This window comes from Sporosarcina sp. NCCP-2222, assembly GCF_023168145.1.
GTDB lineage: Bacteria > Bacillota > Bacilli > Bacillales_A > Planococcaceae > Sporosarcina.
This window is the reverse complement of sequence record NZ_BQYK01000007.1, coordinates 90,605-113,123: the sequence shown is the minus strand read 5'-3', so window position 1 is coordinate 113,123 and position 22,519 is coordinate 90,605. Positions and strand designations below refer to the sequence as shown.

The 22,519-nt window shown below is 41.5% G+C and carries 20 protein-coding genes and 1 riboswitch; of the genes, 16 read left to right on the top strand and 4 right to left on the bottom strand.

The window, feature by feature from the left end; genetic code table 11:
- The first annotated feature begins 303 nt into the window (after positions 1–303).
- The 3 genes from NCCP2222_RS15130 to NCCP2222_RS15120 all read left to right on the top strand — a co-directional run bounded on the left by NCCP2222_RS15130 (position 304) and on the right by NCCP2222_RS15120 (position 3,185).
- Positions 304–1,386, top strand: coding sequence for an aromatic ring-hydroxylating oxygenase subunit alpha (locus tag NCCP2222_RS15130; protein ID WP_248513177.1), 1,083 nt, complete (start codon positions 304–306; stop codon positions 1,384–1,386).
- 47 nt (positions 1,387–1,433) lie between these two features.
- Positions 1,434–2,828, top strand: a complete 1,395-nt coding sequence (locus NCCP2222_RS15125; RefSeq protein WP_248513278.1) for an amino acid permease — start codon at positions 1,434–1,436, stop codon at positions 2,826–2,828.
- A gap of 207 nt (positions 2,829–3,035) precedes the next feature.
- Positions 3,036–3,185, top strand: coding sequence for a hypothetical protein (locus NCCP2222_RS15120; protein ID WP_248513176.1), 150 nt, complete (start codon positions 3,036–3,038; stop codon positions 3,183–3,185).
- Between the two features lie 110 nt (positions 3,186–3,295).
- Here NCCP2222_RS15120 and NCCP2222_RS15115 read toward each other — a convergent pair whose 3' ends face one another.
- Positions 3,296–4,666 carry an aminotransferase-like domain-containing protein gene (locus NCCP2222_RS15115; RefSeq protein WP_248513175.1) on the bottom strand — a complete coding sequence of 457 codons (1,371 nt, stop codon included), beginning with the start codon at positions 4,664–4,666 and terminating at the stop codon, positions 3,296–3,298.
- 148 nt (positions 4,667–4,814) lie between these two features.
- Here NCCP2222_RS15115 and NCCP2222_RS15110 point away from each other — a divergent pair, with 148 nt between their 5' ends.
- The 4 genes from NCCP2222_RS15110 to NCCP2222_RS15095 all read left to right on the top strand — a co-directional run bounded on the left by NCCP2222_RS15110 (position 4,815) and on the right by NCCP2222_RS15095 (position 11,020).
- A complete protein-coding gene (locus NCCP2222_RS15110; RefSeq protein WP_248513174.1) occupies positions 4,815–5,690 on the top strand; it encodes a DMT family transporter in 876 nt (291 codons plus the stop codon).
- A gap of 511 nt (positions 5,691–6,201) precedes the next feature.
- Positions 6,202–7,191, top strand: coding sequence for an alpha/beta fold hydrolase (locus NCCP2222_RS15105; protein WP_248513173.1), 990 nt, complete (start codon positions 6,202–6,204; stop codon positions 7,189–7,191).
- Between the two features lie 209 nt (positions 7,192–7,400).
- On the top strand, positions 7,401–7,916 hold the full coding sequence (locus NCCP2222_RS15100) for a MarR family winged helix-turn-helix transcriptional regulator (protein WP_248513172.1): 516 nt from the start codon (positions 7,401–7,403) through the stop codon (positions 7,914–7,916).
- Between the two features lie 23 nt (positions 7,917–7,939).
- Complete coding sequence (locus NCCP2222_RS15095) at positions 7,940–11,020, top strand: MMPL family transporter (protein WP_248513171.1); 3,081 nt, start codon at positions 7,940–7,942, stop codon at positions 11,018–11,020.
- 197 nt (positions 11,021–11,217) lie between these two features.
- Here NCCP2222_RS15095 and NCCP2222_RS15090 read toward each other — a convergent pair whose 3' ends face one another.
- Positions 11,218–12,675, bottom strand: coding sequence for an amino acid permease (locus tag NCCP2222_RS15090; protein ID WP_282570713.1), 1,458 nt, complete (start codon positions 12,673–12,675; stop codon positions 11,218–11,220).
- A 97-nt stretch (positions 12,676–12,772) separates the two neighbouring features.
- Positions 12,773–12,951: riboswitch (Lysine riboswitch) on the bottom strand.
- A gap of 174 nt (positions 12,952–13,125) precedes the next feature.
- Here NCCP2222_RS15090 and NCCP2222_RS15085 point away from each other — a divergent pair.
- The 4 genes from NCCP2222_RS15085 to NCCP2222_RS15070 all read left to right on the top strand — a co-directional run bounded on the left by NCCP2222_RS15085 (position 13,126) and on the right by NCCP2222_RS15070 (position 14,668).
- Complete coding sequence (locus tag NCCP2222_RS15085) at positions 13,126–13,353, top strand: hypothetical protein (protein WP_248513169.1); 228 nt, start codon at positions 13,126–13,128, stop codon at positions 13,351–13,353.
- Between the two features lie 189 nt (positions 13,354–13,542).
- Complete coding sequence (locus NCCP2222_RS15080; protein ID WP_248513168.1) at positions 13,543–13,929, top strand: topoisomerase; 387 nt, start codon at positions 13,543–13,545, stop codon at positions 13,927–13,929.
- 27 nt (positions 13,930–13,956) lie between these two features.
- Positions 13,957–14,256 carry a hypothetical protein gene (locus tag NCCP2222_RS15075; RefSeq protein ID WP_248513167.1) on the top strand — a complete coding sequence of 100 codons (300 nt, stop codon included), beginning with the start codon at positions 13,957–13,959 and terminating at the stop codon, positions 14,254–14,256.
- A gap of 127 nt (positions 14,257–14,383) precedes the next feature.
- The gene (locus NCCP2222_RS15070; protein ID WP_248513166.1) at positions 14,384–14,668 is read left to right on the top strand and encodes a hypothetical protein; all 285 of its coding nucleotides are present in this window, start codon (positions 14,384–14,386) and stop codon (positions 14,666–14,668) included.
- 82 nt (positions 14,669–14,750) lie between these two features.
- On the opposite strand, the gene NCCP2222_RS15065 is transcribed toward NCCP2222_RS15070, so the two are convergent.
- Entirely contained in the window at positions 14,751–16,556 is a 1,806-nt protein-coding gene (locus NCCP2222_RS15065) for a S9 family peptidase (protein ID WP_248513165.1), read from the bottom strand.
- Positions 16,557–16,758: 202 nt separating this feature from the next.
- Positions 16,759–17,298, bottom strand: coding sequence for a thiol-disulfide oxidoreductase ResA (resA, locus tag NCCP2222_RS15060; RefSeq protein ID WP_248513164.1), 540 nt, complete (start codon positions 17,296–17,298; stop codon positions 16,759–16,761).
- A 267-nt stretch (positions 17,299–17,565) separates the two neighbouring features.
- Between resA and NCCP2222_RS15055 the strand changes: the two genes are divergently transcribed.
- The 5 genes from NCCP2222_RS15055 (at position 17,566) to NCCP2222_RS15035 (ending at position 22,451) form a co-directional block, all read left to right on the top strand.
- Positions 17,566–18,276 (top strand): cytochrome c biogenesis CcdA family protein, encoded by a 711-nt coding sequence (locus tag NCCP2222_RS15055; RefSeq protein WP_282570712.1) that lies wholly within the window; start codon positions 17,566–17,568, stop codon positions 18,274–18,276.
- 222 nt (positions 18,277–18,498) lie between these two features.
- Positions 18,499–20,148 carry a cytochrome c biogenesis protein ResB gene (gene resB / locus NCCP2222_RS15050; RefSeq protein WP_248513163.1) on the top strand — a complete coding sequence of 550 codons (1,650 nt, stop codon included), beginning with the start codon at positions 18,499–18,501 and terminating at the stop codon, positions 20,146–20,148.
- Positions 20,148–21,332 (top strand): c-type cytochrome biogenesis protein CcsB, encoded by a 1,185-nt coding sequence (gene ccsB / locus NCCP2222_RS15045; RefSeq protein WP_282570711.1) that lies wholly within the window; start codon positions 20,148–20,150, stop codon positions 21,330–21,332. Before resB ends, ccsB begins: the two co-directional genes overlap by 1 nt.
- A gap of 229 nt (positions 21,333–21,561) precedes the next feature.
- Positions 21,562–22,017, top strand: a complete 456-nt coding sequence (locus NCCP2222_RS15040; protein ID WP_248513162.1) for an SRPBCC family protein — start codon at positions 21,562–21,564, stop codon at positions 22,015–22,017.
- Positions 22,018–22,058: 41 nt separating this feature from the next.
- A complete protein-coding gene (locus NCCP2222_RS15035) occupies positions 22,059–22,451 on the top strand; it encodes a hypothetical protein (RefSeq protein WP_248513161.1) in 393 nt (130 codons plus the stop codon).
- Positions 22,452–22,519 lie beyond the last annotated feature (68 nt).

Genomic DNA, 22,519 nt, shown 5'->3' with positions numbered 1-22,519 from the left:
CATCTTTCAACCATTCAGACAATTTCCCCCAAGGGTAGGCTAGGTTTCTAAAACATCCTATGCTTCTGATCTACTTTCTCTTTAACGAATCATCCTTGATGTGATTGAGCAAAATTAAATGCCTTCTGAAGAACTTTGTGATAATATATTTCTAGTTAAAAGAATAATAACAATTTTCAATCGTATTATGTAATACGAGTAGGGGGGACAGGTCTTTAGAATCAATCCATTGAATGCTATATCGTTCACAAAGTGGCAGGAAAGATTGAATTTTGTTCTATTAATGAATAGGAGGGTTCATCTATGAAACATGAAGTAAGCGTCAGCGAAAACTTGAGTGAAGCGCACACGTTGCCAGCTTGGCTGTATACGGATCCCGATGTATTGGACTTCGAATTGAAAGAAATCTTCAGTAAAACGTGGCAGTATGTTGGACATGTTAGCGAGTTCAAAAAAGCGGGCGACTATATTACAACTGAAATCGTAGGTAAACCAATTTTTGTGACATTGGGTGATGATGGGGAGATTCGTGCCTTTTATAATGTCTGCAGTCACCGGGCGGCGAAGCTGGTCGAAGGGGAAGGGAATAAGCGCATCATCACTTGCCCGTACCATGCTTGGTCTTATATGCTGGATGGGTCGCTGAACCGTGCACCGAATATGAAAGGTGTCGAGAACTTTGATGAGTCTGCCTTTTGCTTACACGATGTCAGATTGGAGATTTTCGAGTCGTTTATTTTTGTGAATCTTGATCCGGATGCAGAACCGATGGCCAAGACGTTCGGGGGGTTATTTGAGCATGTGAAACAAGACAATTTGGATCAATTTAAGAAAACGAGGGTGAAAGAAACGATCTGTCATTCGAATTGGAAAATCGGCATCGATAATTATCTGGAGTGCGATCACTGTCCGGGAGTCCATAAATCACTCGTTTCCAAAGTGGATATGAAGCAATATGAATCGATCCTTTACGACAACTATGTTTATCAAGCGACTCCTTTAAAGGGACAAGCCGCTGATTTTGAAATGGGACAGGGCGGGAGATACTACTGGCTTTATCCGAATATGTGGTTTTCATTCGATCCCGGACCACCTAATTTATCCATTCACCAGTCGATACCGATTGATCATAAAACAACGAAATATATTTATACGACATTTTTCATGAACGATACGATCACGGAAGAGGAAGAAGAGCTCATGTCCGTCGATGAAGATGTACGCCGGGAAGACAAGGAGATTTGTGAGGTTGTCCAAAAGGGCATCGAAACAGGTGTGTACCAGCAAGGAAGGTTTTCGCTGACTGAGAATTGTGTCCATCATTTCCATTTGCTCATGCAACAAAGATTAGAACCGATTTTGCCATTAAAAGAAGTTAAGGTCTGATTTTTTGTAAACGCTTTCATTTATATTGAGGAGGATGGTGAGTGGAGATGAAGACGACACAAGAGAGTCCGCAAAAGCTTAGGCGGGAGATGAAGAGCAGACACCTATTTATGCTTTCGCTCGGTGGCGTTATTGGAACCGGCCTATTTCTCGGTTCAGGGTATGCCATCGGGGAGGCCGGGCCAATCGGTACCATTTTAGCCTATCTGGTAGGTGGGCTCTTAATGTATCTGGCCATGGTTTGTCTAGGAGAGTTATCCGTCGTGATGCCGGTTTCAGGTTCTTTTCAGGCTCATGCGACGAAGTTTATCGGACCTGCCTCGGGATTCGTCATCGGGTGGGTGTATTGGCTGAGTTGGGCACTTTACGTCGGTCTTGAATTTATCGCGGCCGGCTTGTTGATGGGCAGATGGTTTCCGGATGTCCCTGTGTGGATCTGGTGTGCAGTATTCGTCGTTCTCCTGTTCGCCATCAATTCGCTTAGTACGAAAAGCTTCGCCGAAACGGAGTATTGGTTCGCGGGCATTAAAGTATTGGCGGTCCTGCTGTTCATTGGAATCGGCTTTTGCGCCATGTTCGGTTTAATCTCGATGGACGGGACACCGGCTCCCTATTTATCGAATATCGTCGGAGATGGTGTGTTTCCTACAGGGCTGACCGGGGTTTTCATCGTCATGATGACTGTCATTTATGCATTCCAAGGTTCTGAAATCATGGGCGTGGCAGCGGGGGAAACAGAGGAACCGGAAAAGAATATCCCGAAGGCTATCCGAAACATCGTTGTGCGTGTTCTGGTGTTCTACGTATTGGCGATTTTTGTTTTGTCGGCAATCGTCCCTTGGAAAGAAGCGAGCGTTCTGGAAAGTCCATTCGTCACTGTTTTTGATATCGTCGGGATTCCATACGCTGCAGATATCATGAACTTCGTCATCTTGACGGCCATCCTATCCGTCGGAAACACGGGCCTATTCGCTTGTACGCGGATTCTTTATTCGTTGTCCCAAGACGGGATGGCGCATCCGATGTTCGGGAAGCTGAACAAACGGGGCGTTCCGATCAATGCGCTGCTTGTTACTCTCGGCTTCGCCCTTCTTTCCTTGCTCACTAGTATCATGGCAGAGACTACGCTCTTTGTTGTCCTTCTATCAGTCAGTGGAATCGGGGGAACAATCACATGGATGGCCATCGCGATTTCCCAAATACGTTTCCGGATGCAGTATGTAAAAGATGGAGGAAAGCCGGAAGATCTTAAATTCCGAGTCCGCCTGTTTCCGGTCGTTCCGATCCTTTGTATTGTAATTTGCGCATTGTTATTTGTATTCGCTGCAGTCGATCCGACGCAGCGGGTATCGCTTGCTATCGGATTCGGTTTTATCGGGGCATGTTATTTGTATTATTATTTGCGGTATACGCGAAAGAGGAAAACTGTTCTTTCTTCGTAAGAAGAGAGGGGAACTTTGAAATAGGGAATCTACATGGTAGATGCTTAAGTTGTAAACCATTTGGCTATCATTACTTTACTAATTTTTGCTGACATATGGATGGTTAGGCAGTACACTAATAAAGTAAAAAGGTTTACTTCAGTAAATAAGGTATATTATATTTGTTGAATAGATTCTCTTTAAGGCCAAGAAAAGTAGGTGAGCATAGTGGGGAAGTATCAATTGGATTCCAAAGGTCAGATGGCTGTGGCAAAGTATCATGAAAAACACAAGCCTGCCAACTTTGATAAAAAGCAGCAACTTGAAAAAATACGTGCGGAGTATTTGAAAAAAAAGCAACAACAAACTGATAAATAATATGTACCTGAAAAAGAGTCGATTCCTCTTGGAGATAAAGGAATCGACTCTTTTCTATTTAACAATAGAGCTTTGATTAAGATCATCAAATGAAACATGTCCTAACGACTTTAATGGGATTTAAACGAGAGTAGATTGTACTTCTTTTTTTCACACATATCGATTATGAGAGCAGCTAATTGTTGAATACCGAAATGGATTTTATTTTCATTTACTTGCGAAATGCTTAGCCGAATTGCCTTCTGTTTGTTTTCGGCTACGTACATTCTGGAAGCGTTGTCTACGTATATGTGTTTTTCACGTAATAAGTGAATCAATTTATCGACATCTATAGGGGAAGGTAAAAAGATGGTTAGATAAAAACCGCTTTCCGGCTTTGTAAATTGTACATCGTTCGGTAAATACAATGAACAAGCCTCTACTAATGTCTGCATTTTTTTAGTATATATTTTTTTTACGCTTTCTAAGTGATAGTGAAACATGCCGCTTTTTAAATAGATTTCTAATGCACCTTGTGAAAGTGGGGATGTATTAAAATCGGTGCTGAATTTATAACGAACGAATGAGGAAATCATTTTTTCAGGGAGCACGACAGTAGCAATCCGAAGTCCTGGCAGAAAGACTTTCGAGAAACTCTTTACATAAATAACTCTTCCGTTCGGTTCATAAGCAAACAAAGGGTCTGCTTTCGTATTCGGATCTAATTCAGCTAAATAATCATCCTCTACGATAAACACATCGTATTTTTCTGCAAGAGCAACGATTTTTTTCTTTTCACTATTTGTATAATGATGGCCAAGGGGGTTATGACATCTTGGAATGATGTAAAAGAATTTAATATCATTCGTTCGAAATAAGTACTCAAGTCTTTCAAAATCAATGCCCTTCATTGATAATTCAATTTCAACAGTAGGTATATGATTTAACTTGAGTATGTCAACCATCCCGAAATAAGTAGGCTGCTCAATCAATATATTTCTTTTCCCATTTGGAAAGGGAATATGGGACAGAACATGAAGTGCTTGTTGTGATCCAGAAGTAATAACAAGTCGTTCAGGTTTCGTGAACACTTGTAATTGTTGTAAATACCGTACAAGCTCCTCGCGTAATGAAAGAAGTCCCTGATGCTCGCTATAAGTAAATAATTGTTCTTTATAATGGTCAATGGCTTGATTCATACAATGCTGAAAATCCTCATATGGCATGATTCGTTGATCTGGGCCAGCCGATAAAAAATCGATAACATTCTCATGTTGACTAGGTGTTTGATAATCATCAACGACGTAATAGCCGCTTTTAGGTTTGGCATATACAATATGCTGTTTTTCCAATTCAAGTAATGCCTTAACTACTGTATTTTTGCTGCACTGAAATTGTTCAGCGAGCAGACGAATCGATGGTAATTTGTCTCCTGCCTTTACCTGCTCTATTTCAATTTGTTGTTTCACCCATTCTAAAATCCCTCTAAATTTTGTTGTCATTTATACGCTCCTTGGTCATCTGTACCATGACAGATACGTAATTCTCCCATATTAAAAAAAGTAGATATTCAGTACAATCATGTTAATTCGCTTATCCTTTTACCTATGATTATGGGATATATTTTTATGCATGTGAAGGGGGATTTATATGGGGAACGACACAAGAAGAGGAATGGTATTAGGATTGATAGGGATAATATGTTTTAGTCTTACATTACCAGCTACAAGTATTGCTGTCCCTTATTTTGGCGAAACAATCGTTGGCTTAGGCAGGACAGTTATTGCAGCAATTGTCGTGGGAACGATTTTTATTATAAAAAAGCAATCCATACCGAATAAGAGACAATTCATAAGCTTACTTATTGTCGCTATAGGGGCGGTGCTTGCCTTTCCCTTATTAACAACATTTGCAATGAAAACATTGCCTGTCTCTCATGGTGCCATAGAGCTTGCTTTACTCCCACTTGCAACAGCCGGTTTTGCGATGTGGCGTGGAGGTGAGCGGCCTTCGAAACGCTATTGGATCGCGAGTATAATGGGTGCTGTTACAGTACTGGCATATGCCGTCTATTTAGGTGTAGGGCAACTGCAAAAAGGTGATATTGCGCTAATTGCAGCTGTTGTCATACTGGGGTTAAGTTATGCAGAAGGTGGAAAACTTTCAAAAGAGCTTGGCAGTTGGCAAGTGATAGCTTGGGCTATATTAATTGGCGCCCCGTTCTTTATTATTCCTGTTAGCTTCAGCATCTCAGTTCATATGTTACAAGCGCCTATCGAAGCTTGGATCAGCTTGTTCTATTTAGGTGTGGTAAGTCAATTTTTAGCGTATGTGGCATGGTATGGTGGAATGTCGTTAGGAGGGATTGCAAGAGTCGGGCAGATTCAATATTTACAACCCTTTATAATGATTGCATTTTCTGTGTTATTTTTAGGGGAATCGATTACATGGCTATCGATTGGTTTGGCAATTATTGTTGTGATGTGCGTAATTATTGGAAAGAATGCACCTGTAGTAAAGGGATAATCATCTATACAGTTGAGGGACTTGGAGTGGCTGGCAAGTCTTTTTTTTTATGTACTAAAATGATGTAGGACTCTTTACAAATCTCACTGGTCTTTATTGTCCATAATCATCCTCTCTCTTTATCATGTACTTGTACTTAAAACTAATTTGGGCTTTCCAGTTGCCGCTTGTGGAAAATGAGTGAATCGTGTGGGTGGACTTGAGGGCCAGAATTCTTAGGCTCGCAAGTCCGCCTTTCTCTATGCGCGTCATGGCTACACGCCTGTCGATTGATCTCAGTGTAACTACGCCAAGGATGCAGATGTACAAGAAGGGGAATGATATAGGAAAGCAGAAGAAGCATGTCCTCTCTGGATGGGGAGGACATGCTTCTTTTTGCGTTGGCCAGCCATAAAGATTGACCTTTAGTGATATCTGTTCTACTATTAGTATAACAAGAGCTTGTAATATTTTACCTAGTAATATGTGAAAATGTCGGCAGCGTTATTACGGGAGAAAAGGGGTAATCATATTGAGTAAAATTAAAAAGAAAAAAGGTAAGAAGATCTTGCGTGTTTTTGCATGGATCTTAGGAATTATCGTTTGTTTGAATGTAATAGGATTTGCGATCAACAAAATATTCTTTTCAAATGAGCTTGAAGCGATCTCGCCTTACGGAGAAATGGTAGAAGTAAACAATCAGAACATGCATGTCTATTCAATGGGACAGGGAGAGAAAACCATTGTTTTGTTACCGGGTACTGGTGCGCCTTTGCCAAGTGCAGATTTTGGTCCTTTAATGAGAGAACTCTCGAAAGCATATAAAGTAGTTACAGTTGAATATTTTGGAGTGGGGTTCAGTGACGAGACAGATACACCACGAACAAATGAAAACTATACGGAAGAAATCAGAACAGCATTATCACAGGCGGATATCAAGCCGCCGTATGTCTTAATGCCGCATTCTGTGTCCGGAGTTTATAGCGAATATTATGCATCAAATTATCCTGAAGAAGTCTCTGCAATTATTATGCTGGACACATCTCCAACAGTGAAAATAGAATCTAAAATGTATTCTTTCGTCTATGACCCCAAAATTATAAAAATCTTAAATGGTTCTCTTATGTTAATGCAAGAGACTGGATTAAGTCGAATCATCAATGGATTGGTAACTTCTACTCAAACAGTTGAAAATGACTATACTGAAAAAGAAATTAGGGATCATCAATTATTTTCTTATCATCTTTTCAACAAAACAATCAATAATCAGATTCGGAGTTCAGATGACAACATCAATGAGGTAATCAGCACCGTTTTCCCTTCAGAAGTGCCTGTACTGAAACTAATATCCTCATATGCTCAAAAAGAAGTGGAAAATGGAGAAGAGCTCCAAAAAGATCACTTGAAGCGACTTGGTGCAAATGTTGAGTTCCAAATGATTGATGGCTCTCATACGTTCTATCAAACTAATGTTAAAGATATCACTGAGGCCACAAGTACTTTCCTTAAAAAAATCAACTAAGGATTTGTTACAAGTACAGACTAAAGGGAGCTGGGAATATAATCTCAGCTCTCTTTTTATATTTGAATATGCGATAACTTCTAGCCGTTTCTAGTAATTTATTGGATTAGGGGTATACAGCCGCTGTATCCATTATTGACAAACGGAGTCCAGCGCATTACGATATATATCGTACAAGATGTATCGCCTACGATGTAATTTGGGAGGATGTGAAAAGGAAAGTGGATAAAGCGACAATTATAGGAGAGTCGATAGACTATTTGCATCGCTATACGATGAAAAGCCTTCAGCGACAAGCGGAGGAGCATGGGGTAACCATTCCACAGGTGCGGGTGATCGGGGAAGTGTTTGCCCATAAGACGGTAAGTGTCAAATTGCTCTCGCAAAATTTGAAGATGACGCAAAGTACAGTTTCGGATATCGTGGAGAGATTAGTATCGAAAGGCATTTTGGAGAAAACGCCGAATCAGAAGGATAAGCGTTTGGTCGATATCAGTTTGTCGTCGAGACTCGCTGAAGAGATTGATGAGAGCATATCACAATTGAAAAACCAGTCGTTACGGGCGGTTTTAGATTTCTTGACGCCTGAAGAACAAGAGATAGCAGAGCAGGGAATCAATTTACTGGTTTCAGCTGTCCAGAAACAAATAGAGGCGGAGGGCATGGATGATTACGGCTATCCGGATATCCTGTACTTCTCCGAAACCAAGAAAAATAAGAAATAGGCAGCTATGCGGGAGGAAATAGAATGAAAGCTATCATAAAAGGACGCTGGGCCATTTTGGCTGTCTGGTTGATTGCCACGATCGTGCTGACAGTCATCCAGCCGGACGTCAATGCAATTCTACGAGAACAAGGGCAAGAAGGAACGAGTGCTAACAGCCCCTCTGTCTTGGCGAATAAAATCTTAAAGAAGATGGATACAACGAAAGGTACCGACAACCTCATCGTTTTTCATGATAAGAATAAGATTTCAGAGAGTGATATGAAGGAAATTGGGGAAGCGGTGCAGTCATTGAATGACAGCAGCGCGGAACTCGGAATCACGTACATGATTGACCCTTTCAACATGCCCGAAGCGAAAGACAACTTGATTTCGGAAGATGGCACGACGCTGATGGTCAGCTATAAGCTCGATAAAAAAGATCGGGAAATCGATGAGATTCAAGAGCTGTTTGAGAACAAGCTGGATGGAGTTCCAGTTGACTATTATTTGAGCGGGGAAGACTTCATCAATAATGACTATTTAAAGGCGACACAGGCGGGCGTAGAAAAGAGCGCCGCACTTACGGTCATCTTTATCCTGGTCGTTCTCATTGTGGCATTCAGATCTGTTGTCACCCCGCTGATCTCTTTGCTCGCTGTTGCGTTTTCCTATCTAGTTTCGATGGGGATTGCAGCGCAGTTGATCGATAAGGCCGGGTTCCCGATTACGAGTTTGACCCAGATGCTGCTGGTCCTCATTCTCTTCGGACTTGGCACGGACTATAACATCCTGCTATTCAACCGGTTTAAAGAGGAACTGGCAAAAGGCCACTCCACCGATGATTCGATTATCAACACATACAAAACGGCGGGGAAAACAATTGCATACAGCATTTTGACTGTGTTCATCGCGTTCCTGGCGCTTGTGTTTTCCGAATCACCGATCTACCAATCCGGTGTCGTCGTCGTCATTGGCGTGACGATTCTGTTGCTTGAGATTTTGACATTAACTCCTTTTGTCATGAAGGTGTTAGGCAAGAAGCTCTTCTGGCCGTCCAAGAATGTCGGCGGTCATAAGGAGAACAAGTTCTGGGGGAAAGCGTCTTCCCTTGGCATTAAACACCCGATCCTCATTACGGTGATCATTCTTCTCATTATCGGTCCGATGGTTCTCTTCCATGAGGAGAAACTGAACTTTGACACCGTAGGAGAACTGGGCGATAAATATCCATCTTCCAAAGCCATCAATTTGGTTGCGGATCATTTCGGCAAAGGCCAATCCATGCCGGCAACGGTTGTCATTGAGCATGATAAAGCCTTGGATAACAATGAGTCGCTTGCGGCGATTGATGACATTACCGAAAGGCTCAAAGGGCTGAAAGGCGTCAAACAAGTCTCTTCCGTCACGCAGCCTTTAGGTAAACGCATTGACGACTTCTATGTGTCCGGTCAGATGGGGACAGTGACAGATGGACTCTCATCCACACAAAATGGCGTGGATGCCATCTCGGATGGGATGAAGGAAGCACAAGAAAAACTAGGCTCGGCGGATTTCTCGAAAGTAAGCGATATGGTAAGCGGTACAGCCGAGCTTCAAAATGGCGTAACCGCATTAGCCGGCGGCCTGCAGCAAATCCAGGCGGGCATCAATGATGGGTCTGCAAGCTCGCAGACGATTTCAAACGGCATCGCTTCCATAGAAACCAACCTCGCGAAAATGAGCGACGGGGTATCGGTTCTTGCGGATAACTACCAAAAAATGCAGGCAGGCTATAAGGAAATGGGCACCCATTATCAAGGTGCCGCTCAGGCTCTTCTTGGCGTAAAAGATACACTGTCTCTTATGCACTCGATGGTGGCTGATCTAGGAAACAGTTACGAAGAAATTAAGCAGGACGAAAATTATGTAAAACTGAGCCAGACACTAACAGCTGTCTCGGGCTCTTTAAATGACATTACGCCAGAAGGTATTGCCGCTTTAAATGAGCAGTACAATGCTGTGACAAATGGGTTTGGAACGGCTAATCAAAGTCTAGCGGATATCAGCAGCGGGCTGGATCAGATGGCAGGCGGCTTGAAACAACTGCAGAGCGGACTAGGAGAAGCATCCTCGGGGATTGGCAAGATTGTAACGAATATGGGCATCGTCAGCGACGGACTCGGCCAAATGCAAGCAGGTCAGAAGCAGCTTGCGGAGGGGCTGAACGGATTCAGTGCATTCGGAAGCCAATTATCGGAAGTCAACAACGGTTTGGATGAAATCTCAAATGGTATCGGCCAGACGAACGGGTATTTGTCCCAGTTGAATCAGAACGAAAGCTTCTTTATTCCAGAGGAAGCGTTGACGAATGATGAATTCAAGAGCTCACTCGATGCCTTCATGTCTGACGATCGCACCATTACCAAGATGACGGTCATTTTGAATGATGATCCTTATTCAACAAGTGCATTGAAGACAGTCGACCAGATCAACTCCACTATTTCGACTGGATTGAAAGGATCGGTACTGGCAGGTTCTGAATTTGGAACAGCGGGATCGAGTGCCACAACAAATGATATGAATGATATCTTGTCCAGGGACTTGAGTAAAACAACAATCATTGTCATTGCAGGCGTATTGCTTGTTCTGTTCGTTGTCATCCGGTCATTCTGGACACCAATCTTCATTACAGCGTCTCTTGTCGGTGCTTACTACGCGGCGATGTTCGTCGTCAATAGCATCTTCATCGGATGGCTCGGGTATGCAGGTTTATCATCCTTTGTTCCGTTCTTCTCCTTCATCATTATTGTATCGCTTGGAGTAGACTACAGTATTTTCTTGATGATGCGATTTAAGGAATACCCGGATCTTGATCCAAGGGAAGCGATCGTCCTGGCCTCCAAGCATATTGGCGGTGTGATCATTTCAGCGGTCATTATCTTGGGAGGGACATTCGCGACACTCATGCCGGCCGGAATTGTCTTGCTGACAGAGCTTGCGATCGCGGTCATTACAGGATTGATTGTACTTTGTTTTATCTTGCTTCCGGTCTTCCTGCCAGCTTTGATGGCTCTTCCAGGGCGTTTTGCTGAACGGACATCAAGCAAGAAAACGAAGGTGAATGTGACGGAGAAAACCGTTTGATGTAGGAAGAACCTTCCTAAAAAAGGCTGTCCAGAAAGTCAGTTGACATGACTTTCTGTGACAGCCTTTTTTGTAGTTCGTATGAAACTATGGAAAACTGATACTCGTTAGATTCTGACAATCTGGGACAAGACTTTGTTCCAAAAAAACAGCAGAATGGAGAGGCATACGCTCTCTCATCCTGCTGTTTTTTCTTCTCATTTACTCTCAAAATCACAGTCCTTCAACGGAACCAATTTCGTCTTATGCTTTACTTTATAAATCAGCCAAACGATCAAGAAGAGGGGGAGCCCAATATAAGAAACAAGGGCGCCATTCCAATCGATTTGATCACCCGTAAACGCTTGGAAGTTTTGGCCGGCGATGATAAAGAGACAAAGGACCAGTGCGAGCAAAGGGCCGAGTGGGAACCATTTTGCGCGATACGGTAGATCCGACAGATTCCTGCCTTGCGCAATATAAGCTTTTCTGAACCGGTAGTGACTGATCGCAATTCCAAGCCACGTCACAAATCCAGCCATCCCTGATGCGTTCAGCAGCCAGACGTACACCGTGCCATCTCCGAAGAAAGTGGAGAGGAAGGCTAGGGATCCGACTAATGTAGTCGCAATCAATGCATTCACTGGAACGCCTCGCTTGTCCAATTTCCCTAAGAACTTCGGTGCATGCCCACTTCGTGCTAAATCCCAAAGCATACGCGTGGACGCATACATCCCTGAATTTCCCGCAGATAAGACGGCCGTCAAAATAATGGCGTTCATGACGGAAGCGGCAAATGCAAAACCTGCCCTTTCAAAGACGAGTGTGAAGGGACTGACCGAAACCGATTCACTCAATAATCGAGAATCTGTATACGGAATAATCATCGCAATCACGAAAATCGCCAAGATGTAGAATAAAAGGATACGCCAGAATACGGAGTTCACCGCTTTTGGTATCGTCTTTTCTGGATTTTCACTTTCCCCGGCAGCAACCCCAAGCAATTCTGTACCTTGGAATGAAAAGCCGGCTGCCATAAAAATACCGAGTATCGCAAAAAATCCTCCATGGAATGGTGCATCGCCAATCGTAAAGTTGGAGAAGCCGATCGCTTCGTCGCCCATGATGCCAAAAATCATCAGCAACCCGGTAATGATGAAGATAATGACGGTCACGACTTTAATTAGTGAGAACCAAAATTCCGCTTCGCCAAATCCTTTGACGGACATATAGTTGAAGCCGAACATGATGAGAAGCGCAAGTCCGCTCCATACGAACGAAGGGCTATGTGGAAACCAGAATTTCATGATCAACACGACAGCTGCGAGCTCTGCGGCAATCGTGATCGCCCAGTTGTACCAATAATTCCAGCCAATCGCAAACCCGAATGCCGGATCGACGAAGCGTGTCGCATATTCTTTGAAGGAGCCGGCTACCGGTATATATGCGGCCATTTCCGCCAGGCTCGTCATGAGGAAGTACACCATGATTCCGACTGCGGCATAGGCAACCAATGCGCCTCCTGGTCCTGCCGTATGAATGGCCCCGCCACTCGCCAGGAATATACCGGTTCCGATCGATCCCCCGAGGGAAATCATCATCAGATGGCGTGCTTTCAATGTTCTTTTCAATTGAGGTGTCGTCGTAGATGTTGTGTTGCTCTTCAAGTTGTCCACTCCTTTAGTATGGTGGAAGGGGGTACTCTAAGCATACCTACAAATAAAAAACAGCCTTCGAAGAAAATCGACGGCTGCAGATAAGTGCGTTAATCCTTCCGAAGATAGTTCTCCACGTTGTAAAACGTGACAATGATGTTCCTATTCGAAAACATCACCAGCATGGATATCCAATGATCTATCCACACTTCGGCAACTTATCCTTTCAAACGGAGTCCACAATCTCATAGAATCTCGTCCGTCCTACTCTTATAAGCAGCAACCTCTATCCCATCGGTAAATGGGAGTATTAAATTAATAAATAAATTATAGTTGAATACTATTCAGAATGCAATGGGAAACATTGCATCATCAGGTGCGTTTCAAGCAGTGACGCATGTTAGAATAGTTATACCATAGTCTGAAGAAGGTCTGATGAAGTTAAAATAACTTTTACAAAGGAGATTTCGTATGGAAATTCGTGAAGCAGATGGGATAGTAAAAATAGATGAATTTGAATTGTATGGTCATATCGAACAAGGAAAATATTGTTCAGAATGCAAGTTTGAATTAGTTTACTATGATAAATTTGATACATATTTTTGTCCTGCCTGTAATAGTTGGACGGAATCTCGATGTAGTGATCCTGATTGCAATTATTGTTTGAATCGCCCGGAAAAACCTCTATCTCTTAAATAGGATTCCTAGGGTAACGGGTGTTGAACTTAAAGACTGGAGAGCTGTTTCAAGCAGCTCTCTTTTATTTTTCAACTGAAATAGCTGTAATGAAAAATAAAGCTGTGTTTTATTTTGGAACTTTTTCCATTCGATGCCGTCAAGCTAAGTAAGAGATTTTATGCACTTTATTTTTCAAGGAGGAATGTAGTAATGATCAAACAAGCTATTATTTCAGGAGTAATATGTAGTTCCATTTTATTGGCTGGATGTAATGGGAGCGAAAACGTAGAACAAGTGCAAGCAGTAGGAAATGACCAAAACGTAGCAGATAGTGAACATGGAAAAATATTATCTGAACTACAAGATGAAATAATTGCATCTATTACAGAACAAACTGCAATTGAAGAGGATGTCATATCCATCATGCTAGGTAGTGGTGCTGGAAGTTTTGATGTATCAGTAGGTTTTCCGAAGAAGGTAAAAGTCGATAAAAAGTTGATTGAGCAAATAATTGAAGATTCTATCAAGAGAGTTGCTGAAACAGAAAACGTAACCATTAGTGAGGAAATAATAAATATAAAAATAGAGAAATACTAACGCATAAAAAATATACGGAGGCTAGTCATGTTATTTATGTTATTTGGAGTCATCGCAATAGTAGCAACTTTATTCAATCTTTATTTGTATAAAGCAGGGAAGGATTATAAGCTTGCTATGGCGATGGGGTTATCATTTACAGCATTCACACTTTGTGCAGAATACAGTCTTGTATCTAGGTGGGTAAAAGTAGAAGATTGGGCAGCTTTAATGGATGTAGTACCTGGAATGGAAAGGGCATTATGGTTTTTGACAATTGTTTCGATCTTATTGAATTTGACCCCTATACTTTTAGAACGAATAAGCCATATTAGAAATTCACAATAATTTAACGAGCAGTTATTCATTTGAGTGTTAGCCGAAATAGTTTGGTGACAGGTCATGTGGTTCCTTTGCCAGCGCTTCATCTTTTTGAATTAAATAGGATTGGATAATGGATAGAGGGGAAGAGTGAATGTCTCTGAAGCCAAATGCTTTGCTGATTGGTATCAGCCTACAGGTATTATTCTTTATTTTATTCTTCGGAGCAATTTTGCCCAAAATGAACAACATAATTGGTGCGATTGTTTGTTCAATTATTGGTTTATTAAGCTTAATCATAGGCATAAAATCATTAAAACAGCACTTCCAACCCGTGTTATCACTGATTGTTATAGCTATTGCGATTCTAATTTTGCTATTTACGCTTTATGCTTATTTCACAACAGAAGCGGGGATTCCGCCAGCGATACTGCGATAAATCATTAGATGGCTATGGGTTCACAATCCCAATTAAAACAGGCAAGCTGCAAATCATGCGGCTTGCCTGTTTCCATCCTATCTTACAAATACGTATCCAAAAACTCTCGGATTGCCCGAAAACCTTTAATTTGGTTTTCACGTTTCGTGAAGCCATGTCCTTCGTCTTCGAAAATAATGTACTCGACAGGGACACCATTCGCTTTCACTTTTTCCACAATGTCATCAGATTCAGCTTGCAGGACACGGGGGTCATTTGCGCCTTGTAGGACGATGAGCGGCTTGTTGATTTTTTCGGCATGGAAGAGTGGTGAGATGCTGCGAATATATTCGGCTTGTTCATAAGGATCGCCAATTTTCTTGTAAAGCAGGTCACGCATCGCTTCCCACCATGGCGGGATACTTTTCAATGTACGTTCCCAGTTGGACACGCCGAAAATGTTTACACCCACTTCAAATGAATCAGGTTGGAATGCGAGCGCGGCCAGCGTCATATAGCCGCCGTAACTGCCTCCGATGATGCCGATTCGGTTTTCATCTATTTTTCCGGTCTCGATTAAAAACTTTTTCCCTTCAATACAATCAGCTAAGTCCACATCGCCGTGCTTTAAGTCAGCTGCCTTAAAAAATGATTTCCCATATCCAGAACTGCCGCGATTGTTGACAGCGAGTACAGCATACCCATGATTCACGAGGTATTGGAACATTGGGCTGAAATCTACTGTCGACTGGCCGCCGGGCCCACCGTGAACCCAAATGAGTGCAGGTGCTTTTTCACCTTCTTCAATGCGTGGTTCATAATAAATAGCTGGAATTTCGAGTCCGTCAAATGAAGGATAATGTACCACCTTCGCATTTACTAAATCTTCTTCCTCAATCTCCGGATTAAGGGTGTCTGTTAAACGAGTCAATTCCTTAGCTTCAAAATCGTAGACATATAAGTTGGCAGGAGCCGTAGACCGGTTAACTAAAAGCGCCATATACCTTTCAATTTTCGAAATGGCTACTCCACTAATTTGGCCTTCAGGAAGACCAGCTATTTCAACGGCAGTTCCTGTTTCAGACTCGATAATACGGACTTCAGATCTTCCGTTGTTATTTACATAGTAGTAAAGGTATTTATGATTAGGAGAAAAGCGAGCGATTTGAATATCCCAATTTTCCTTTGCGACGACGTCTGTTTTGCCTGACGTTAGACATCGTTTCTTCACGTACAAAAATTCATGATCTTCATCCGTTAGATAGTATACATGCGAAGAATCTAAATCGAATGCGACGGGGACAAATTGAACATCGCCTTCATGTTCGGATACGTGTTTCACTCCATTTTCTTTCGTGTAAATGAACATGTCGGAATCATTTGAAGTTCGCGGTTTGGACAAAGCAATATATTTTTTATCATGGGAAATGGCGGAAACTACGTAGCCATCTTCATTTTGAAACAGTAATGTCGGCTCTAGTGTGTCACAATCCATTTCATATAAATCCATATAACGTGGATCCCGCTTATTCGATTCATAGAAGAAGGAATTTTCATCCTGGCTCCATCGGAGAAACTCCGCTTTTTCCTCCTCGCCAGGTGTGAGATCGACGCTTGTTCCATCGTCCAACTGCATATAAAGATGTGTTATTTCATTGCCGCCTTTGTCACTGTAATACAGAAACTTGCGGCCATCCTTGAAATAACCCTTCGGAAGGATCATATCGTCTTCCGAAAATGTCAGTTGCTCTACACTGTTTCCTGTACGAGAAATCGCATAGGCATTAAAAACACCTGTACGATCACTGGCAATTAATATGTTCTCGTCATCAGGAGAAATCGAAACCCCCACCAGTTTCTCACAATCAATAAATTGCTCGATAGAATACTTTCGCTTTACGTTAATCATGTACTTGCCCCCATCCCTCGTAAGTTACACCCAATATATATGTTAAACTATTTTTACTTTTGGGACAAATTTTTCCTGATTCGAAAAAGGGCGGCACAGAGAAGTGGGTATGTCTGATCGAAATGCTGAAAAGTCATAGAGTATGAACAAACTATTTTTTACGTTGGAGAACTCTACATTTATAAGAAAGTAAAGTAGATATTCAAGGTTTAATGCTTTCCATATATCCCTGAATGTCTTTTTCACTCATCTCGCCTGTGATGATCTGAATGATTTTCCCATCTGGATTAATGAGTAAAGTGGTAGGCAGCGGTTTAACGTTATATGCTTGCATGACGCTTTTCGTTTTGTCAATCAGAGTAGGGAAAACCATTCCATATTGCTCTGCAAAGGATTGAACTTTTAATTTCGGTTCAGCAATATTGACCGCTAATATTTGCACCCCTTCGTCTTTATAAATCTCATACTGCCGTCCCATGGCGGGCATTTCTTTTTTACACGGGGCACACCAAGTTCCCCAAAAATTTAAGAAAACTCCTTGGCCTTTGTAATCAGATAATCGGTGGATGTTTCCGTCTAAGTCGACTAATTCGAAGTCTGGTGCTTCATCACCAACCTTCAATATACTATGTGTTTCTTTTGTGAGACTACCGTATATTGTAAATATTATTGCACCTGCCAATATCAGTAATACAACTGATCGGAAGATAAGTCGTTTGTTCTTTTTGTTATTCAATTTCATCCTCCCCCATAGATTGCAAATTAAAATAAGAAATAATTCCTTTGATAACATAACTATACTGATTGTTTATCAAAAAATTATGAAGACACAATGTTGTCATGATTGTATGTGCTAGCTCTCGTGCCGGTTGTACATTGCATAGTTACTTGATATTTGTTCCTTATAATTAATTCGGAGGAGAGGAGAGTTGAACTTTGAAATTACTCAACATGAATGGCCTATATAGAGTAAATCATATGTAGTTTTAGCAAAAGGAGGTTACTTTTTTTGGTGACAGATTTGAACTTAGTTCTTGCTTTTGGTGCAGGACTCTTAAATTTTATATCACCCTGCACACTCCCGCTTTATCCCCCTTTCATTTCGTATATAACGGGTATCTCATTAGATGAACTGAAGGCGGATAACAATCGATTCAGGAAGGCCGGAATTTTCCATACGATCTTTTTCCTTATTGGTTTTTCACTCATTTTCATTTTTCTTGGATACAGTTCATCACTTGTCGGCACATTCTTTTATCAGTATCAAGATCTACTGCGTCAGCTTGGTGCTGTTTTCATTGTACTTTTTGGTTTGATGATACTTGGCCTTTTTACCCCTAAGTTTCTGATGCAGGAGAAGAGATTGTACATTAAAAATCGCCCAGCGGGTTTTTTTGGAACTTTTCTCGTAGGGATTGCCTTTGCGGCTGGATGGACTCCTTGCACCGGACCGATTACAGGTGCTGTTTTTATGTTGGCTTCTCAAAATCCGGGATCAGGCGTATGGTATATGCTCGCATATGTTCTTGGATTCGCAATTCCATTTTTCCTTTTATCTTTGTTTATTACACGCGTTACGTGGATTCAGAAACATAATCTAGTCATTACGAAAATCGGCGGGTTTATTATGATAGCGATGGGTATTTTACTTTTCTTTGATGGACTGACTTACATAATAATGTGGCTGAGCCCGTTTTTTGGTGATTTTATGGGATTCTGATTCGAGAATCCGTACTACTCGTTGCTTTCAGATGCCTGTCGGATGATGGGCATCTTTTTTAATAAAGGAAAGTTATTAATAGGAAGCGTAATGAGGAGTTCACATAGTTTTCTTATATTTTCCATGTATATTGCATAATTGACATGTACACTTACGAAAGTGAGACAAGAAGTCAATAAGTTTTAATCATAAATACGAAGAACATTGGAGGGCATATAGGAATTGAACAAAATAAAATGCCTTTGCAGTTATGAAAACCCTTTCGGAACAATTCTTTGTGAACGATGTGGAAGACCGCTGACGGAAGAGGCAAAGAAAAGCAAGCTGATTGATATGCGTTACGAAGGTGCGGCCAGAAGATCACAAACATATAAGCGATCTATCATTGATAAAATATGGGGGTTCTTTTCAAGCGTTAAAGTAGGAATCAATATTATTATCGCCGTTCTTCTTACTTCGGCAATCGGAACTCTCTTCCCGCAAAAGCTATTTATCCCTGCAACTACTGAGGTGGATATTGCAGCTTACTACGAAAAACATTATGGCTTATTAGGAACTTTATATTATCGACTTGGTTTTTATGATATGTACAATAGTTGGTGGTTTATAACGCTGATCGGGATGCTTGGCACGTCGATCATCATTGCAAATGTCGATCGGGTTATTCCACTTTATAAATCACTGAAAAAACAACGGACGAAACGACATTTTTCATTTCTAAAAAAGCAAAGGATTTACGGTGAAGGTCATGTACCCGAATCAAATGATTCTCTTGCCAAAGCCGAGGAAAAACTAAAGGAGCTTCGCTACAATCTGAAGACGGAGGATGGAGCGTTACTTGCAGAAAAAGGCCGTTTTTCAAGATGGGGGCCATATGTTAATCATACAGGTCTGATCATCTTCCTACTAGGTGTCCTCTTAAGAAGTCTACCTGGATTTTATGTTGACGAAGCTCTTTGGCTACGAGAGGGTGAGACGCGTGCTATACCTGGTGCACCAGGCTATTATCTAAAAAATAATGACTTCCTTATTGAAACGTATTCGAAAGAGAAAGACGCTGAGTTTGGTCAAGCGATAGACCGAGTAGGGACAATCGTGAAAAATTTTCAATCCGATGTAACCTTATATAAGGATGCAGAAGGGGGTCTACCGGGCCAGTCAGATCGGATGGAGTTTGTAAAGGACTATTCAATTATCGTCAACAAGCCACTGCAATTTGATGGCTTCAATATATACCAAATGGATTACCGCTTGGATGAACTGAAGTCGATGACATTTCAATTAGTCGAGAAAGCAACGGAAAAATCATTTGGAGAATTTACAGTGGATCTTCTTAATCCTGACAGGCTCTACAGATTAAATGAAGGGGCCTACGTGGAGTTAAAAGATTTTTATCCCGATTTTGATGGCATAGAGGATGGCGAACCAAAGTCCAAATCTCCAGTGCCGAACAATCCAGCTTTCATTTTCAAAATGGTAACAAAGGATAAAAAAGAAGGGGAAATGAGTTTTGTCGCGATACGCCAAACACTCGAAACCAATAAGAATGATTATAAGGCTGTGTTTGTTAGTGCGGAGACCCGGGATATTACGGGACTTGTTGTTCGAAAAGATAAGACATTATACATTTTACTACTTGGTGGCATCATTTTCATGATCGGTGTGGCACAAGGTTCCTATTGGAATCATAGAAGAATATGGATTCAAAAAGGGGAAGAGGATCAACTTATCGTGGCTGGGCATACAAACAAAAACTGGTTCGGCTTAAAAAAGGAGCTAGATAAAGTGATTATTTATGCCAACTTGCCTCAATACGAAGATAGACAAGACAGTGTTTTTGATAAGGAAGAGATAGAAGGAGAGAAAGAATAATGCAACTGGCTTCGGTAAGTGGAAATCTACTGTTCTTTGCGTTTATCGCCTACCTTATTGCAACACTATTTTTTGGCGGGGCCGTAAAAGGCTCAAAATCTAAAGAGGTATATGCAAATAATCGATGGGGAAAAATTGCAATCGGTGTGACAATTCTCGGTTTCATTGCTCATTTGGGCTACTTCATCACAAGATGGATTGCATCAGCACATGCACCAGTAAGTAACATGTTTGAATTCATTACAGCTTTTGCAATGATGGTTGTTTGCGCATTCATCTTGCTATTTTTCATATACCGGACGCCCTCACTTGGATTGTTTGCACTCCCGCTTGCTGTTGTCCTGGTCGGATATGCAAGTATGTTCCCAAGGGAGCTCACGCCGTTAATTCCTGCTCTTCAAACCTACTGGCTGACGATTCATGTAATAACAGCTGCTATTGGTGAGGCAATTCTCGCGATTAGTGCTGTTGCTGGTCTTGTATTTTTATTGAAAAATACGGATCTAACGAAACGATCCAAGCAAAGATTTTGGTTGGAAGCCGTTATATTCACCCTTATCCTTGTTATTGGTTTTATCTTGTCATCTTCGACGTTTGCGATAATGGGATATGAAGCAAAATTCACCTACATCAATAAAAATGAGCAACAGGCCCAAATCGTCTATAACTACCCACCGTTATTCGGGATGAATGAGTATGAATCTCTCACACCGGATAAAATGTCACCACTCGCAGAAATGCCGGCAATTGTTAACGCGAAAACCTTAACCACATTTGTATGGTCAGTTGGTACTGGTACACTTCTTTATTTATTGCTTAGACTGGTATTACGTCGCCCTGTAGCGACATTGTTCCAACCGTTTGCAAAAAAGGCGAATTCACAAGTGATGGATGAAATCGGTTATCGGTCCGTCCTTATCGGGTTTCCTGTTTTCACGCTTGGCGCCCTTATTTTTGCTATGATTTGGGCACATGAGGCATGGTCCCGCTTTTGGGGGTGGGATCCGAAAGAAGTCTGGGCTCTCATTACATGGCTATTCTATGCGGCCTATCTTCACTTGCGGCTATCTCGCGGATGGGAAGGAAAGAAATCCGCATGGCTAGCAGTCATTGGTTTCATTATCATCATGTTCAACTTAATTGCCGTGAACTTGATTATTGCAGGTCTTCACTCATATGCATAGGAAGCTGCTACAGATACGTTAGCATCTAGTAGAAAAAAGCACCCCGAAAATTGGGACTAGCATTTTGTTGGATAGTACTTCTATCTGTCGCTTGCATGTATCTATGTAATTAAACGGTTGCATGCCATTTGAATTTTCACCCAAACAAAAGGTGAATTTTAACAATCAAAATGCTAAAATGGTTGTTATGCAGTCCTATTATTAATTGAAAAGAAAGTAGTGAAAATGTATGGCAATCGCGTCTCATTCTGTAATCATTCCTGCATCTGTAGAGAACGTATGGAATTATGTGAGTCAAATTGAGAACTGGGCAACCATGGTTCCGGCTTATAAGGAGCATGAACAAATTGATGAGCAGAAGTCAATTTGGACATTCGAAGGGAATTTTAAAGGATTTACAAAGACAGTGAAAATGGAGTTAACCATCACGGAATTCCATGAGCCATCCATGATCCGTTTTGAATTAAATGGCATTACGGATAACTTTACAGGAAGTGGAGAGTTCACTGCTGAGGAAACAGCGGGGGAAACTACGATGACAGGGACGGTTGAAGTGAATGCAGGCGGCCTAACCGGCGCTGTGTTATCACCTGTTATTAAAATGGTACTGCCTAAAGTGACAACACGTTTAACTGAAAAAATTGCCCGGAACGTGAAACGGGAAGAGATGTCGGTTTCCAAATAGAATTTCAATAATAGCTCTTCTTTTCGAATATCTATTAGGCAGTGGGGGAGATAATCATAAAGCTAAATAAGTACACACTGCTCATTTTATTCCTTTATGGCACCCCATTCGCTTTTTTATCCATGTATGACGACCTGACAAATCAGTCCATGGTTGTTTACATTGTGACCATTATTTTCGTCTCATTTATGGCTTTCTTGGCAAAAAGGAAGTCTACGCTCATCGTATTACTTGTGGCAAATAGTTTGTCTTTCTTCCATTCATATGTTTGGGTGGCACGTGTCACCGAATTTGAAAAAAGAGGATACCATTTCAGTCCGTTCTTGCCTGAAACGCTAGTCATCGTTGTAACGGTGCTATTTGTACTGCTGCAACTGGCCGTCTATGTATTCACTAAGCCTGTGGGTTATCAGCGCAAGTTAGTTCGAGATTGAGCTAATGCTATGAATAATGTGATGAGGAAACGTAAAGAAAATCCAGGAATTCCGATTCCTCTATAAGA

Bases quoted from the DNA above. Each gene is read 5' to 3' on its own strand.
- resA (WP_248513164.1), bottom strand. From the start codon at position 17,298: ATGAAATTGAATAACAAAAAGAACAAACGACTTATCTTCCGATCAGTT.
- NCCP2222_RS15115 (WP_248513175.1), bottom strand. From the start codon at position 4,666: ATGACAACAAAATTTAGAGGGATTTTAGAATGGGTGAAACAACAAATT.
- NCCP2222_RS15085 (WP_248513169.1), top strand. From the start codon at position 13,126: ATGGAAATTCGTGAAGCAGATGGGATAGTAAAAATAGATGAATTTGAA.
- NCCP2222_RS15070 (WP_248513166.1), top strand. From the start codon at position 14,384: ATGTCTCTGAAGCCAAATGCTTTGCTGATTGGTATCAGCCTACAGGTA.
- NCCP2222_RS15040 (WP_248513162.1), top strand. From the start codon at position 21,562: ATGGCAATCGCGTCTCATTCTGTAATCATTCCTGCATCTGTAGAGAAC.
- NCCP2222_RS15095 (WP_248513171.1), top strand. From the start codon at position 7,940: ATGAAAGCTATCATAAAAGGACGCTGGGCCATTTTGGCTGTCTGGTTG.
- ccsB (WP_282570711.1), top strand. From the start codon at position 20,148: ATGCAACTGGCTTCGGTAAGTGGAAATCTACTGTTCTTTGCGTTTATC.
- NCCP2222_RS15065 (WP_248513165.1), bottom strand. From the start codon at position 16,556: ATGATTAACGTAAAGCGAAAGTATTCTATCGAGCAATTTATTGATTGT.
- NCCP2222_RS15125 (WP_248513278.1), top strand. From the start codon at position 1,434: ATGAAGACGACACAAGAGAGTCCGCAAAAGCTTAGGCGGGAGATGAAG.
- NCCP2222_RS15110 (WP_248513174.1), top strand. From the start codon at position 4,815: ATGGGGAACGACACAAGAAGAGGAATGGTATTAGGATTGATAGGGATA.
- NCCP2222_RS15130 (WP_248513177.1), top strand. From the start codon at position 304: ATGAAACATGAAGTAAGCGTCAGCGAAAACTTGAGTGAAGCGCACACG.
- NCCP2222_RS15080 (WP_248513168.1), top strand. From the start codon at position 13,543: ATGATCAAACAAGCTATTATTTCAGGAGTAATATGTAGTTCCATTTTA.
- NCCP2222_RS15075 (WP_248513167.1), top strand. From the start codon at position 13,957: ATGTTATTTATGTTATTTGGAGTCATCGCAATAGTAGCAACTTTATTC.